Genomic DNA, 14,043 nt, shown 5'->3' with positions numbered 1-14,043 from the left:
GACCGAAGGGCAATAATAACAGCGGATTGTTATGGGACGCTGCGATCCACGGTCTCTAATGCAGGTTTGGTGCAGAGGACAACGTCTTAGTAGTTCACCTGCTCGAACCCGTAATTGCCCTCATAGTCTCGCCAGTCGACGAACACCGAGCGGTGATAGATGGAGGGGCAATGATCGCCCCAACGTTCCAAGCCGACATGCGCCTCGGGCAACGCGGCGACGGACGAACGAGACCAGTAAAAATCGCCCTGGATTCCATAGGAACCGAGAAGGACTGTTTCGAAACGGCTGCAATCGCTGTCGCGGGATTCGTGTTGGCGCGCATACCGAACATCGAAGACACGGATCGAGCGGATGAAGTTGAACTCCGGTCCACTGATGTCGATGTCGGCTCGGTCCTGGATCAGATGTAACGCAAACCCGTCAGGGTGAGGTAGTGGCTCGACGCCTTTCGACCGCACGACGGCAGGCAAGAGGGCGCCAGCTTTTTCGGGGTCAGATTCCGCGAGGTTCTGGGGCAGGGTAGAAGCGTTGGAGAAGAGGATGTCAATGACACGCCGAGTGCGACCGGGGTCGTCTACAGGTTCGAAGGAGGCCCCCATGGGGCAACGCCAGATCTGGAGGGGAGGCTCGACAGGCCATGGCGTGATCCGTCGTATGAACTCTGCACGTGCCCGCGAACAGGGCTCTGATGCCGGCCAGCCGCCGGAGAGGCAGAGCAGGATGGCGCAATCGATCGGGTAGGTCTGCGCCGACGCGCTGTTTCCACCTCCGCTCAGCGAGGCCGTTCCCGCGACGACAGCGAGAAAAAAATTACGAAGGAAATTGCGCATATCCAAGAGCTCGATTGACTGTGATGCAGAATCTGAGGATTACGATAATATACTATCGTCGAGCGGTCAAATTCGAATTTTTGTAACTGTCTTGGAGCGCCTTGATGCTAAAGCAGATCGGCTGAGCCCCTGAGCGACAGCTCCTCCAAAAGGTCAGTAACCTCATCGGTGGTGACAGTCTTTGCATTCGCAATCGTGTTCCGGCTTAACGGGGGATCGATATGGTGTGCCGTACGTTTGGGATCGAGCCAGAGGATGGACAGTTCTGACGTATTCCAGCGATAGACCCAACCAACGGTTCGATCACTGCGACCGTCAACAAGCCGCGCGACCGGAACCGCTTCTTCCTTTTCGATGCTCACCGGTTCGTGTCCGCCTTTTCTGCTTCGGTTCTTCAGTCCTATTCGGCTGGGACGTTCCCGTGATCTGATCTCGGTTGAACTTATTCCTGGCTCGTTAAAAAGGGGCGACACCGACCGCGTCGGTGCCGCCAGAGGTTCGCCCACAGGGAGGTGGTAGAGGGCGAAACCTATTGAAAATAGGGGAATTTCATGTTGCGCATAATCCTTCTTATGTTAATTTCCAGACCCCGCCATCTTGTACCACCCGCGACTCAGACAACAGCTTCTCCAGATGCGCCGCAACGTTTCGTCCTGCGGCCATTGCGATTTGTGGGTCGGTTTTCTTGTAGACGGAAGCGGCGATATTCTGGACCGAATCCGGGGTGTTTGAGAGGTGGGCGAGGATCTCCGCCTCGCGACGCATGCGGTTGGAAAGCAACCGTTTGACGTAAGGTTGCGGATCCCGGAGTATAGGTCCGTGCCCCGGAAAGTAGATCCTATCGTCGCGCTCAATCAGCCGCTGTAGCTGCGCGCAGTAGTCGTGCATGTTTCCGTCAGGGGGGCTGACGATCGAACTGTTCCAACTCATAACGTGGTCGCCCGTGAAGAGCACTCCGTCAGGTCTCGCGAAACAAAGGTGGTCGCTCGCGTGACCAGGTGTGTGCAGGACGGTAAGACCGGCAATGACCTGTCCGTCCTCCAGAAACCGGTCAGGTCGAAATGCATCGTCAGGGAATGCCCGTGAGGCATAAACAGGTGCGTCTGTCCGTGCTCGCAGGGCTGGGACGACTCCAAAATGATCAGAATGGTGGTGTGTGAGCAGAATCCCAGATGGTTTGGCCCCCAAATTTTCGATGATTGCCCCGAAATGTGTACTGTCTTCTGCTGGGCCGGGGTCGATTATGAACCGACCATCAGGCGTATCAATGATGTAGCTATTTGTCCCGTGGTAGGTCATCTTTCCGGGATTGTTCGCGACGATCCTCAGAATTCCAGGGGCCAATTCGACTCCCTTCGCGCGGCAAGGCTCCGGCTCTGAGAAAAACATGCTGCTTCTTTTCATTGTGTGCGACCAGGTATTGATTGCGAACAATTTGGTTCGCACAGTTTTGCGCATTGCTCTCGCATGGCGCCGGAAACCTCAGGCTGGCGTCCGATGCCTGTCAAATCCGGCATCGGACTATTTCAACTTACATTGGACCAGGCCCGTATGAGACTGAAACAGTCTGATACAGTCTTGGGCTGGCAGTCACACAGCGCGGCGATTATGGTAAGCAGTATACAGAACTACAGCAATTGTCGCCTTCGTCAGATCCCCGAGAAGGAACGGGTAAAGACCGGCGTTCAGCAACTTTTCGCCATAGCCGACAAAGCCACCCAACCAGAGCAGCCCTGCGCAATACATGACTATCGAACCCAAAAAGACCGCGACAGATGCTCTGAACGCAGGCCGAAGTCCTTGCAGTGCTTGAACAATCCACCCGGCGGCGGCCGCCGCAAGTGCGAAGCCTACCAAGTATCCGCCTGTGGGACCCGCAATATACGCCGGTCCGGCCAGAGCCGGAGGCGTGCCTGCGAAGACCGGCAGGCCAAGCAGACCTTCAAAAAGGTAGGTCACAACAACAAGACTACTGCGCACCGGCCCCAGGAAAAGGCCCAGACCCAAGACAACCAGGGTTTGTGTAGACATGGGAACCGGGTAGAACGGCACCACGATTTTGGCGGATAGTGTCAGAAGAATTGTGCCGACGAGAATTATCGAGATCTCTTGGGTAAGTTTTGCGAGTGTTTGGCTTTGAGTGGTTTCCAGATTCATCTTTTTCGTCCTTGTTTCTGTAGATTGTTAATTTTTTGGATAGTAAGCTCACATGCGCTTGGCGACTTCTTCCAACATGACTTCGCTCGCCCCGCCGCCGATGGCCTGCACACGGGCATCGCGTGACATGCGTTCCACCGGTGTTTCGCGCATATAACCCATACCGCCGTGAAACTGGACGCAGTCATAAAGCACGCTGTTCACCAGTTCGCCGCAATAGGCTTTGACCATCGAGACCTCTTTCACGCAGTCACCGCCCGCGGCATCCAGACCGGCGGCGTGATAGACCAGCTGACGTCCTGCAGCGATCCGCGTCTGACAGTCGGCCAGCCGTTGGCGCACGGCCTGCTTGTCCCACAGAACGCCGCCAAAGGCCCTGCGCTGCTTGACATAATCCACGGTCATGTCCAGCGCGGTTTGCGCTTCGGCACAGGCCATCGCACCCAGCACAATGCGTTCGTTCTGGAAGTTCTTCATTACCGAATAGAAACCGCGGTTGACCTCGCCCAAGACGTTTTCGGCCGGGATACGGACATCTTCGAAGATCAGTTCGGCAGTGTCCGAGCACAGCCAGCCGGTCTTGTTCAACGCCCGTCCGACCGAAAAGCCCGGCGTGCCTTTTTCGACCGCAAATATGGTGATCCCGCGCGACCCCTTGGCATCGGGATCGGTCTTGGCACCGACAAAGTAGAGATCGCCATGCACGCCGTTGGTGATGAACATCTTGGTGCCGTTCAGCACCCAATCCGACCCGTCCCGCACCGCGCGGGAGCGCATGCCCGCCACGTCCGAGCCCGCGCCCGGTTCGGTCACAGCAACGGCGGTGATCATTTCGCCCGAGACGATCGACGGCATCCAGCGCGCCTTCTGTTCGGGCGTGCCGGCGTTTTCCAGATGCGGCGAGGCCATGTCGGTGTGGACCAGAACGGTGGCCGAGAACCCGCCGAAAGTGGATCGCCCGACCTCTTCGGCCAAAACCACGCTGGACATCACGTCCAGCCCCGCGCCGCCATACTGTTCGTCATAGCGCATCCCCAGCACGCCGAGATCACCCATCCGGCGCAGCACGTCGCGGGGTACCTTGCCCTCCTCCTCCCAAGGCTCGGCCTTGGCGGTCACCTCGGCTTCAATGAACCGGCGCAACTGGTTGCGGATCATCTCGAGGTCTTCGTTGAACGGGCCGGTGACCTGAGTAATGCTGTCTTGTCTGGTCATGTGTTTTCCTCTGGATCGAGTTTGATAAGTGGGGCGTGCCCGGCGACCGTATCGCCGGGTGCACAATAGATTTCAGTCACCACGCCCGCGACCGGCGCGGGCAGGCTTTGCAACAGCTTCATGGCCTCAAGCACCACCAGCGTGTCACCGGCTTTGACGCGGTCGCCGAGTGCGACGCGCACCTCGGCCACGGCGCCGGGCATGGGTGCGGACAACAGGTCAGCGACGCCAGACCCGCCGGTGGCACGTTGCAGATGCTGGTCTTCCAGCGTACGCAGGTCTGTCGCGGTCATTCCAGCAGGGGTTTGCAGGTGCACTCGCCAGTGACTCGGCGCGCGCACGACGTAAGCGATGCGCGAAAACGGAACCCCGTCGATGCGTCCGCTCAGACGGCATCCTGTTAAAACGGCACTCTCGACCGTGATGGTCTGGCCGTCCGGTTGAATGGCAGTCAACCCCGACCCGGAGCCGTACATGCGGATCGGTTCGTCTTTGGTTGTGTCCCAATAGAAGGCCGCGCCGGACTGTCCCGCAGGGGCTGTGAGTCGCCATGACCCTAGGCTTTCCCAGGGCGACGCGCCCGCCGGCACGAGACGCAGATGCAGCGCCATCGCGGCAAAGGCCATGTCCCGGGGATCAGCGGACGGTTCAGTCCAGCCGCCTGGAAACATCTCGGGCAGGCCCGAGGTATGGTGACGGAACGCCGCAAAATCCGGGTGTGCCAGTAACGCGCGTTGATAGGCCAGGTTCAGGCCGACGCCGCCGACGGCAAAAGCATCGATCGCGGTGATCGCCCGGCGGATCGCCCCGGTCCGATCCGGCGCGTGGACGATCAGCTTGGCAATCATGGAATCGTAGTGGTGGCCGACGACCGAACCGCACTCTACCCCAGTGTCCAGCCGCACATCCGCAGGCGGCGCCCAAAGGGTGATCTCGCCCGTTTCGGGGTGAAAATTCTCGGCCGGGTTTTCGGCGGCGATGCGGATTTCAATGGCGTGCCCGTCAAACTGCACATCGCCTTGCGTCAGCGCCAGCGGCTCGCCCCGCGCGATGCGCAACTGCCATTCGACCAGATCGATGCCGGTGATCGCCTCGGTCACGGGGTGTTCCACCTGCAACCGGGTATTCATTTCCAGAAAGTAGTATTCACCGCGCCCGGGGTCATAGAGGTATTCCACCGTTCCGGCGGAGCGATAGCCGATCGCCTGCGCCAACCGCACCGCTGCCGCACGCATGCGGTCGCGCACAGCCTCGGGAAGATCGGCGGCGGGGGCTTCTTCGATCAGCTTTTGGTGGTTGCGTTGCAGCGAACAATCGCGGTCGCCCAGATGCAGCACGGTGCCGTGAGTGTCGCCCAGAACCTGCACTTCGACGTGGCGGGCACGGGGCGCATAGCGTTCGAGGAACACCGCCGGATCGCCGAAGGCGCTCTGCGCTTCGGCCCGGGCAGATGCAATCGCTTCGGGTGCGTCGCCCAGATCGGAGACAAGCCGCATCCCGCGTCCGCCGCCGCCGGCGCTGGCCTTGACCAGAAAGGGGGTGCCAAGCGCCTCGGCCTCTTGTAGCAGGCGCGCATCGGACTGATCCTCGCCGCGATAGCCGGGCAGGACGGGCACGCCTGCGGCTTCGGCGGCAGCCTTGGCCTCGATCTTGGAGCCCATCCGCGCGATAGCGTCGGGTTCCGGCCCGATGAACACAAGGCCCGCCGCCTCGACCGCCGCCGCGAAACCGGCATTCTCAGACAGAAAACCATATCCCGGGTGCACCGCACCCGCGCCCGTCGCCCGCGCGGCCTCAAGGATGGCCTCGACGTTCAAATAACTGTCTGACGGGGCGGCCCCACCGATGCAGACGGCATGATCGGCCTCGGCCACGAAGGGCGCGTCGCGGTCCGCGTCCGAAAACACCGCTACGCTTTCCAGCCCCAGTTTGCGGCACCCGCGCTGGATGCGCCGGGCAATCTCGCCCCGGTTGGCGATCAGAACGCGGGTGAAGCTCATTTCACCCGCCATGACGGAACGCCCTTGTTGATGAAGCTGTTGATGCCTTCGATACCTTCCTCCGTCTCCCACGCATCGGCCAGCCGGTCGGCGGTGTAGATCATGTTGGTCTCCAGATCGTGGGACGCGACATAGGCGATCAGCGCCTTGGTATCGGCCACGGCACCCGGCGCGGCCTGAAGGTGATCATGCACCACCCGGTTCACCGTGGCGTCCAAGTCGCCCGGCGCGACAACCTCGGTCAACAGACCGATCCGCTCGGCGCGGGCCGTGTCGAACAACGCCCCCGACAGCATGGTTTCACGCGAATGCACCTTGCCGATGCGGGCCACCACATAAGGCGATATATTCGCGGGCAGAAGGCCCAGTTTGACCTCGGTCAGACCGAAGCGCGCGCCTTCGGCGCCGATGGTGTAGTCGCAGACGGAGATCATGCCGACACCGCCACCGTAGGCCGGGCCGTTGATCCGCCCGATCAAGGGCTTGGGCAGCGTGTCAAGGCGGCGCAACAGCCGCGCCAGCGTGGCGCTTTGTGCGACCCTTTCACTACGGGTTTTCTCGACATTAGAGGCGAACCAGTTGAAATCGCCGCCCGCGCAGAAGCTCTTGCCCGCGCCGGTCAGGACCACAATACGCACATCGTCATCTGCAGCCAGCTTTTCGGCGGCATCGTATAGCTCTGCGATCAATTCGCCATTCAGCGCATTGTGTTTGTCGGGGCGGTTGAGCGTCAGCCTGGCGACGCCACGCGCATCGGTTTCGATAAGGATCGTGTTGTAGGTATTGGTCAACTTGAAGCCTCACATTCTGAATACAGGCGTATGGCGACCGGCTTCGGGCACCGATGTCACGATGGCCAGACACAGGCCAAGGATATCGCGGGTTTGCGCGGGTTCGATCAGCCCGTCATCCCAAAGCCGCGAGGTGGCATAATAGGGATCGGACTGTTCACCGTACTGGGCCCGAACCTGCTCCTCGATTAGCTTCATGTCGGCCTCCATCTTGCCCGGGTCGCCCCCTTTCTGGCGGCGCAGTTCCAGCATCACATTTGTGGCGATGTCGGCAGACATGGTGGCCAGTTCCGCCGTGGGCCAGGCGAAGAGAAAATTCGGGGCGAAACCACGTCCGCACATGCCGTAGTTGCCTGCCCCGTATGAGCCGCCCAAGAGGACCGACAGGCGCGGCACCTTGGCAACCGACATGGCATAGACCAGCTTGGCGCTGTCTTTGGCAATGCCGCCGCGCTCGGCTTCGGTGCCGACCATGAAGCCCGAGATGTTGTGGAGGAACAAAAGCGGGATGTTGCGTTGATCGCACATCGACACGAATTGCGCGCCCTTGAGCGAACTGTCGGACACAAGCGCCCCATTATTTGCGAGAATGCCCACTCGATAGCCGTGAATCCGCGCGGTGCCGCAGACCAGCGTCTCACCCCATCCGGGCTTGAATTCGCGGAATTCGCCGGCGTCGATCATGCGCAGCAGAACCTCGCGCATGTCATAGGGCTGTTTGCGATCGGCGCTGATGACGCCAAGCAGTTCCTCTGGGTTGCGCGCCGGCGGCGCGCAGGTTGCATCGGGACCCATCGGGCGCGACAGGCCCAGTTCGGATACGATGTCGCGCATCAGAGCAAGCGCATGATACTCGTCCTCGGCCAGATGGTCAGACACACCGGAGAAGCGCGAATGCATCTCGGCCCCCCCCAATGTTTCTCCATCAACCTCTTCGTTGATCGCCACCTTGACGATCGAGGGGCCGCCCAGATGGATGCGTGCGTTGCCGCGTACCATGATGACTTCGTCCGACAGGGCCGGGATATAGGCCCCACCGGCCGTGCAGCCTCCAAAGACCGCCGAGATCTGCGGCAGGCCGCTCGCGGACATGTTGGTTTGACGATAAAAGGAATTGCCGAAATGGCGGGCATCGGGGAAAACCCGGTCCTGCTCTGGCAGATAGGCACCGCCGCAATCCACCAGATAGAGGCAGGGCAGCCGGTTCTCGGCTGCGATTTCCTGGGCGCGGATGTGTTTCTGCACGGTTTCGTGATAGAAAGACCCACCCTTCACTGTCGCATCGTTGGCGATCACAACGCAGGGCAGCCCGTGGACGATCCCGATACCGGTCACGATCCCCGCACCGGGCACCTCGCCCCCGTATTGACCGTAGGCGGCAAGCGACGACAGCTCAAGAAACGCAGTGCCCGGATCCACCAGCAGGTCGATCCGTTCGCGGACCAACAGCTTGCTGCGCTTGCGATGCCGCGCGACCATATCGGGGCGGCCGCCAGCCGTTGCTTCGGCGATCCGCGCGCGCAGCGTTTCGACGCGCTCGCTTAGTGCGGCGTGGTTGCGGGTGTAGGTCTCTGATGCGGTCAGCACCGCTGTTTCAAGACGTGCCATGAAGTCAGGTATCCTGTCTTTGGAGTATCCCGTTGAGGAACACATCGGCATAGGTGCGTGACAACGCATCGGCGCTACCGCGGTCCGGGTCGAACCAATCGAGCGTGGCGTTCAATGTACCGATCAGCATCAGGCGCAGGCGACGGATATCGACGTCTTGCTTCAGCGTGCCGTCTTTCTTAAGCTGGGACAGAAGACTGTCCCACTCTGCCTCATAGGCCCTTCGCGTAGGCAAGTTGGCATCCCGGACGGATTGCGGCACCTGCCCGAAAATACGCACATTCGCCGATGTATAATCGCTCACATCAAGAAGTGCGCGCAGATGCGCCCGGATCGCGGCGCGCAGTACCGTTTCGCCGTCGGTATCGGCCCGCAGGTCGGTGATGGCGTCTCTCATGCTCGCGTGAACGACTCGAATCCCTGCATCAAGAACGGCCGCGACGATCTCGTCCTTGGAACCGAAATGATAGTATATGCTACCCGCCTTGATCCCGGCGGCCTCGGCAATTTTTCGGAGCGAAACGGACCCGTAGCCTTGTTCGCGGAAAAGCCGCGCGGCAATGTCCAGCACCCCGTCCCGTCCAACCGCGCTGCGCGATGTCTCGTTGACTTTGATTGCCGTGTTTTGTGCCATAGACTTTCGTATCCCCCAACGCCTAACTAACGCCTGTTAGGTTAATAACTCAAGTGAGTCAATCGTCGTGATCGTGCCAGACTAGAGTTTGCGGAAAATTCCGCATTGGCGACCGCCAAGAGGCCGCCCAGACATTAATGTGCTTGCCCGGACCACGTCATCGGGTCCGGGCAACTGCCTTAGATCACGAAACCGCCACCGCAGATGACGTGCTGGCCTGAAATGAAGTTCGATTCCGGCGCACAGAACAGATAGACGGCACCGGCAGCTTCTTCCGGAGTGCCGACCCGGCCCAGCGGGATCATGCGCTCCATCTGGGACAGGAGATCGGGATTCACGCCGACCTTGATCTCTTTTTCTTCGACCTTGATCGTGCTGTCGCCATCCGCGCTGCCTTCGGTCAAGCGGGTGCGAATCGGGCCGAAGGCGACGGCGTTGACGTTGACCTTATAGCGGCCCCATTCCTTGGCCATCGTCCGGGTGACCCCTAGGATACCGGCCTTAGCGGCGGAATAGTTGATCTGGCCAGCATTGCCGCCGGTCCCTGCGATGGACGAGATGTTGACTACCTTGCGGAACACCTCTTGCCCGGCGGCGGCCTCTTCCTTGGCCTTGGCGCTGATCACCGGCTGGGCAGCGCGCAGGATCTTGAAAGGTGCCGTCAGGTGGACGTCGATGATCGCCTGCCACTGTTCGTCGGACATCTTCTGAACGACGCTATCCCAAGTGTAGCCTGCGTTGTTCACGATGATGTCTAACCCGCCAAAGCTGTCCACGCCGGTCTTGATGAACCGTTCGGCAAAACCGACTTCGGTAACGCTGCCGGCACAGACCACGGCCTCAGCTCCCATTGCGCGCACCGCCTCGGCGGTTTCATTGGCCGGACCGGCGTCCAGATCGTTGATCACCAGCCGGGCCCCTTCCGAGGCCAGTTTGAGAGCGATTTCGCGGCCAATGCCCCGGCCCGAGCCCGAGACCAGCGCCACGCGCCCGTCGAGTTTTCCAGTCATATTGATTCCTCCCGAAAGGCGCTATCAGGCTTTTTCATAAAGCGTGGTGACGCAGGCCCCGCCGAGGCCCAGATTGTGCTGAAGCGCCAGACGTGCGCCATCAACCTGGCGCGCATCTGCCTGGCCGCGAAGCTGCTGAACGAGCTCGGTACATTGCGCTAGGCCGGTCGCCCCAAGCGGATGGCCTTTGGACAAAAGACCGCCCGACGGGTTGGTCACGTATTTTCCGCCGTAGGTGTTGTCGCCATCATCAACGAATTTCGCCGCTTCGCCGCGACCGCAAAGGCCAAGCGCCTCATAGGTGATAAGCTCGTTGTGGGCGAAACAGTCGTGCAGTTCGACCACATCCACGTCCTCGGGCCCGATGCCCGCGTCCTCGTAAACCTGATCGGCGGCGCGCTTGGCCATCGAAAAGCCGACCACTTCGCGCATGTCATGGGCTTCGAAAGTTTCCGGGCCGTCGGTCGTCATGGCCTGCGCCGCGATCCGAACCGAACTGTCCAGTCCGTGCTTGTCGGCGAATTCCTTGGAACAAATGATCGCGGCGGCCGCGCCACAGGTTGGCGGACAGGCCATGAGCTTGGTCATGACGCCGGGCCAGACGACCTGGGCGGCCATGACGTCTTCCGCCGTCACCTTCTGCCGGAACAGGGCAACCGGATTCTTCGCAGCATGTCGGCTGGCCTTGGCGCGGATTTTTGCGAAGGTTTCTAGGGGGGTGCCGAACTCGTCCATATGCGCCTTGCCGGCACCGCCGAAGTACCGCAGCGCCAGCGGGATCTCGGCACTGCCAACCAGTTCGTCGGTTTCATTGTCGAATGCCGCAAACGGGCTGACCCGGTCATGGAACATCGCACCGATTGCGCCAGGCTGCATCTGTTCGAACCCAAGTGCCAGAGCACATTCGACCGCGCCGCTTTCAACTGCCTGCCTGGCCAGGAACAGGGCGGACGATCCGGTCGAGCAGTTGTTGTTCACATTCAGAACCGGGATGCCTGTCATTCCGACATGGTACAAGGCGCGCTGACCGCAGGTGCTGTCGCCATAGACATAGCCCACATAGGCCTGTTGGACTTTATCATAATCCAACCCCGCGTCTGCCAGAGCGGACCGGGTCGCAGCGGTCGCCATCACATCGTAGCTTTCGGATTTTCCCGGCTTCTGGAACGGGACCATCCCAACGCCTGCAACATAGGCTTTGTCTGTCATTTCTCTCTCTCCCTAGTTCGGTCAGGCCACCCTAATCGGTCCGCCAGCCTATTTTCTACCATTTGTTAGATTTTAAATCCCAACCTTGGGAAGTGTCAATATCGCCAAGCTGTGACGTAGGGAGCTTGCGCTATTTTCTAACTTGTGTTTGTTTTCGGGCCACACGCCCTGATCGGCGGCACAATTGAGGGATTCTGGTCCCGGCGCAACCGCTGACAAGCGTTTAGCACTCAGCTTACGAAAGGTGGTCGGAATGGCATACTGTTATGAGTTCAAGGGTTTTATACCCGTCGTGCCCGAGGATACATATGTCCACCCCCAGGCCGTTCTGATCGGAAATGTCATCTTGGGTCATGGATGCTACATCGGCCCCGGAGCAAGCTTGCGGGGCGATTTCGGCAGGATCGTGATCGGGGATGGAGCCAATGTTCAGGACAATTGCATCATCCATTCCTTTCCCGGCCGCGACGCCGTGGTGGAAAGCGACGGCCACATCGGCCATGGCGCGATCCTGCACGGTTGCACAGTGGGCCGGAACGCTCTGGTCGGAATGAATTCCGTCATTATGGATGGTGTAGAGCTTGGGGCGGAATCGATTGTCGGCGCGCAGGCGTTTGTGCGTGGCGAAACCGTGATTCCGGCGCGTTCGATGGTGGTGGGATCGCCGGCAAAGGTGATCCGCGAGGTCAGCGAGAAAGAAATCGCGTGGAAAACGCGCGGCACCGCGGAATACCAGCAACTTGCGCGCGATTGTCTGGCCGGATTGAGGCCGGTCGAGCCGCTGAAGGCGGTCGAGGCAGACCGGCCCGGCATGGCGGCCTCTGACGTCGTCTCCATTCAGGAGGCGCGGCGGACATCGTCCTGACCTGTCCGGGAACCGGACCGGTCAGGACTACTTCAGATTCCGAAAGCGCCAGATGCAAGCGCCTTGACGCGGAACGGCACCCCCCGACCCGGTGTGCCGTCCCTCAAGCCTTTACAGACGGAAGATCCCGTAGTGCGGATCGTCGATCGGTGCATTGAGCGAGGCAGAAATCGACATGCCAAGCGCGTTGCGTGTGTCCGCCGGGTCGAGGATGCCGTCGTCCCACAATTCCGAGGTCGAGGTATAAGCCTCGACATCGCGCTTGTATTTTTCCAGCACCGGTTCGCGGATCGCGGCGATTTCTTCTTCGGTCAGCTCTTTGCCTTCGCGCTGAAGCTGCCGAATCTTGACGTCCGCCATGGTATTTGCGGCCTGATCCGCCCCCATCACGCCGATCTCGGCCTGGGGCCACATGAACAGCGTGCGCGCGTCCCAGGCCCGTCCGCACATCCCGTAGTTGCCGGCCCCGTAAGACGCATTGGCGATTACTGTGAACTTCGGCACGACCGAGCCGCCCTGCGCCATCAGCATCTTGGCGCCATCCTTGGCGATGCCTCGTTCTTCGTATTCGCGGCCCACCATATAGCCGGTGATGTTCTGGAAAAAGACCAGAGGCGTGCGGTTCTGGTTGCACAACTGCATGAAATGCGCTGCCTTGAGCGAACTGTCGTTGAACAGCACCCCGTTGTTGGCAAGGATGCCGACCTTGTAACCCCAGATATGGGCAAAGCCGCACACCATCGTGGTGCCATAGTCCGGCTGGTATTCGTGAAAGCGTGAGCCGTCCACGATCCGGGCCAGAACCTCGCGCATGTCGAACTGGGTTTTCCGGTCTTTTGGAATGATCCCGTAGAGTTCTTTGGGGTCATAGTAAGGCTCTTCATAGGCCGCGGTTTCGATGATCGTTTTCGGCGTGCGCTTCCACTGGCCGACAATCTCGCGGGCCAGTGAAAAGGCGTGTTTTTCGGTCGCGGCGCGATAGTCGCCGGTGCCCGATACCGAGGTGTGCATGACCGCGCCGCCAAGCTCCTGAACACCGACCTCTTCGCCGGTAGCCGCCTTGACCAGCGGGGGACCGCCAAGGAAAATCGCCCCTGTGCCTTCGATGATGATGTTGTAGTCGCTCAGCGTCGGCACATAGGCGCCGCCAGCCGTGCAGTGACCGCCGACCACGGCAATCTGCGGGATATTGGCCTGGCTCAGCTTGACCTGGTTGCGGAACACCCGCCCGCCCAGATACCGGTCGGGAAACACCCCGTGCTGCAGCGGCAGGAAACCGCCCGCGCTGTCACAGATATGGATGACCGGCAGGCGGTTTTCCAGCGCGACATCCAGAAGACGCACGACCTTTTTGACCGTATGTGGATACCAAGCCCCGCCCTTGACGCTAGCGTCGTTGGCGTGGATGGCGACCTCGCGACCCTGCACAATACCGATGCCCGTCACCACAGCGGCGCCAGGCACGGTTCCATCGTATTCGCGACAGGCGGCAAGTGTGGAAAACTCCAAAAACGGAGTGCCGGGGTCCAGCAGCAGTTTCAACCGCTCGCGCACGCCCAGTTTGTTCTGGCGGGCAAGGCGGTCGATATCGCGTTGCGGGCGTTCGAAACGCGCCGCGTGCTGGCGGGCGTGGAATTCCTTCAGCCGTTCAGACATGGCGGCATAGTTTGCCTTGTAGTCGGCGGCATTGGTGTCGATCAGACTTTCAATCCTGCGCATTG

13 protein-coding genes are annotated in these 14,043 nt (G+C 60.5%); 1 reads left to right on the top strand and 12 read right to left on the bottom strand.

Going from position 1 to position 14,043, the window contains the following annotated elements:
- Positions 1–86: 86 nt before the first annotated feature.
- From ACI3GR_RS17280 to ACI3GR_RS17230, 11 genes are all read right to left on the bottom strand, one after another.
- Positions 87–833: a hypothetical protein gene (locus ACI3GR_RS17280; protein WP_088626515.1), complete on the bottom strand. Its 747-nt coding sequence runs from the start codon at positions 831–833 to the stop codon at positions 87–89.
- Positions 834–940: 107 nt separating this feature from the next.
- Complete coding sequence (locus ACI3GR_RS17275) at positions 941–1,195, bottom strand: hypothetical protein (protein ID WP_141102078.1); 255 nt, start codon at positions 1,193–1,195, stop codon at positions 941–943.
- 208 nt (positions 1,196–1,403) lie between these two features.
- On the bottom strand, positions 1,404–2,291 hold the full coding sequence (locus tag ACI3GR_RS17270) for an MBL fold metallo-hydrolase (protein ID WP_308423374.1): 888 nt from the start codon (positions 2,289–2,291) through the stop codon (positions 1,404–1,406).
- Between the two features lie 132 nt (positions 2,292–2,423).
- Positions 2,424–2,990 (bottom strand): biotin transporter BioY, encoded by a 567-nt coding sequence (locus tag ACI3GR_RS17265; RefSeq protein WP_043753595.1) that lies wholly within the window; start codon positions 2,988–2,990, stop codon positions 2,424–2,426.
- Positions 2,991–3,038: 48 nt separating this feature from the next.
- Positions 3,039–4,205: an acyl-CoA dehydrogenase family protein gene (locus tag ACI3GR_RS17260; RefSeq protein ID WP_036540250.1), complete on the bottom strand. Its 1,167-nt coding sequence runs from the start codon at positions 4,203–4,205 to the stop codon at positions 3,039–3,041.
- Entirely contained in the window at positions 4,202–6,205 is a 2,004-nt protein-coding gene (locus ACI3GR_RS17255; protein WP_284483209.1) for an acetyl/propionyl/methylcrotonyl-CoA carboxylase subunit alpha, read from the bottom strand. Before ACI3GR_RS17255 ends, ACI3GR_RS17260 begins: the two co-directional genes overlap by 4 nt.
- Complete coding sequence (locus tag ACI3GR_RS17250; protein ID WP_138424255.1) at positions 6,202–6,996, bottom strand: crotonase/enoyl-CoA hydratase family protein; 795 nt, start codon at positions 6,994–6,996, stop codon at positions 6,202–6,204. The genes ACI3GR_RS17255 and ACI3GR_RS17250 overlap by 4 nt, the downstream gene beginning before the upstream one ends.
- 9 nt (positions 6,997–7,005) lie before the next feature.
- Complete coding sequence (locus ACI3GR_RS17245; RefSeq protein ID WP_204114559.1) at positions 7,006–8,604, bottom strand: acyl-CoA carboxylase subunit beta; 1,599 nt, start codon at positions 8,602–8,604, stop codon at positions 7,006–7,008.
- Positions 8,605–8,608: 4 nt separating this feature from the next.
- Positions 8,609–9,238: a TetR/AcrR family transcriptional regulator gene (locus ACI3GR_RS17240; protein ID WP_057817049.1), complete on the bottom strand. Its 630-nt coding sequence runs from the start codon at positions 9,236–9,238 to the stop codon at positions 8,609–8,611.
- A gap of 179 nt (positions 9,239–9,417) precedes the next feature.
- Entirely contained in the window at positions 9,418–10,248 is an 831-nt protein-coding gene (locus tag ACI3GR_RS17235) for an SDR family NAD(P)-dependent oxidoreductase (RefSeq protein WP_204114560.1), read from the bottom strand.
- Positions 10,249–10,272: 24 nt separating this feature from the next.
- The gene (locus ACI3GR_RS17230; protein WP_204114561.1) at positions 10,273–11,457 is read right to left on the bottom strand and encodes a lipid-transfer protein; all 1,185 of its coding nucleotides are present in this window, start codon (positions 11,455–11,457) and stop codon (positions 10,273–10,275) included.
- Positions 11,458–11,710: 253 nt separating this feature from the next.
- Here ACI3GR_RS17230 and ACI3GR_RS17225 point away from each other — a divergent pair, with 253 nt between their 5' ends.
- On the top strand, positions 11,711–12,322 hold the full coding sequence (locus ACI3GR_RS17225) for an acyltransferase (protein ID WP_204114562.1): 612 nt from the start codon (positions 11,711–11,713) through the stop codon (positions 12,320–12,322).
- Positions 12,323–12,433: 111 nt separating this feature from the next.
- Here ACI3GR_RS17225 and ACI3GR_RS17220 read toward each other — a convergent pair whose 3' ends face one another.
- Entirely contained in the window at positions 12,434–14,041 is a 1,608-nt protein-coding gene (locus tag ACI3GR_RS17220; protein ID WP_138424259.1) for an acyl-CoA carboxylase subunit beta, read from the bottom strand.
- Positions 14,042–14,043 lie beyond the last annotated feature (2 nt).

The organism is Pseudooceanicola aestuariicola (assembly GCF_045763785.1).
In the GTDB taxonomy this organism is placed as follows: domain Bacteria; phylum Pseudomonadota; class Alphaproteobacteria; order Rhodobacterales; family Rhodobacteraceae; genus Pseudooceanicola.
Note: the sequence above shows the minus strand (reverse complement) of the source record. Positions and strands in the feature narration are given on the sequence as shown.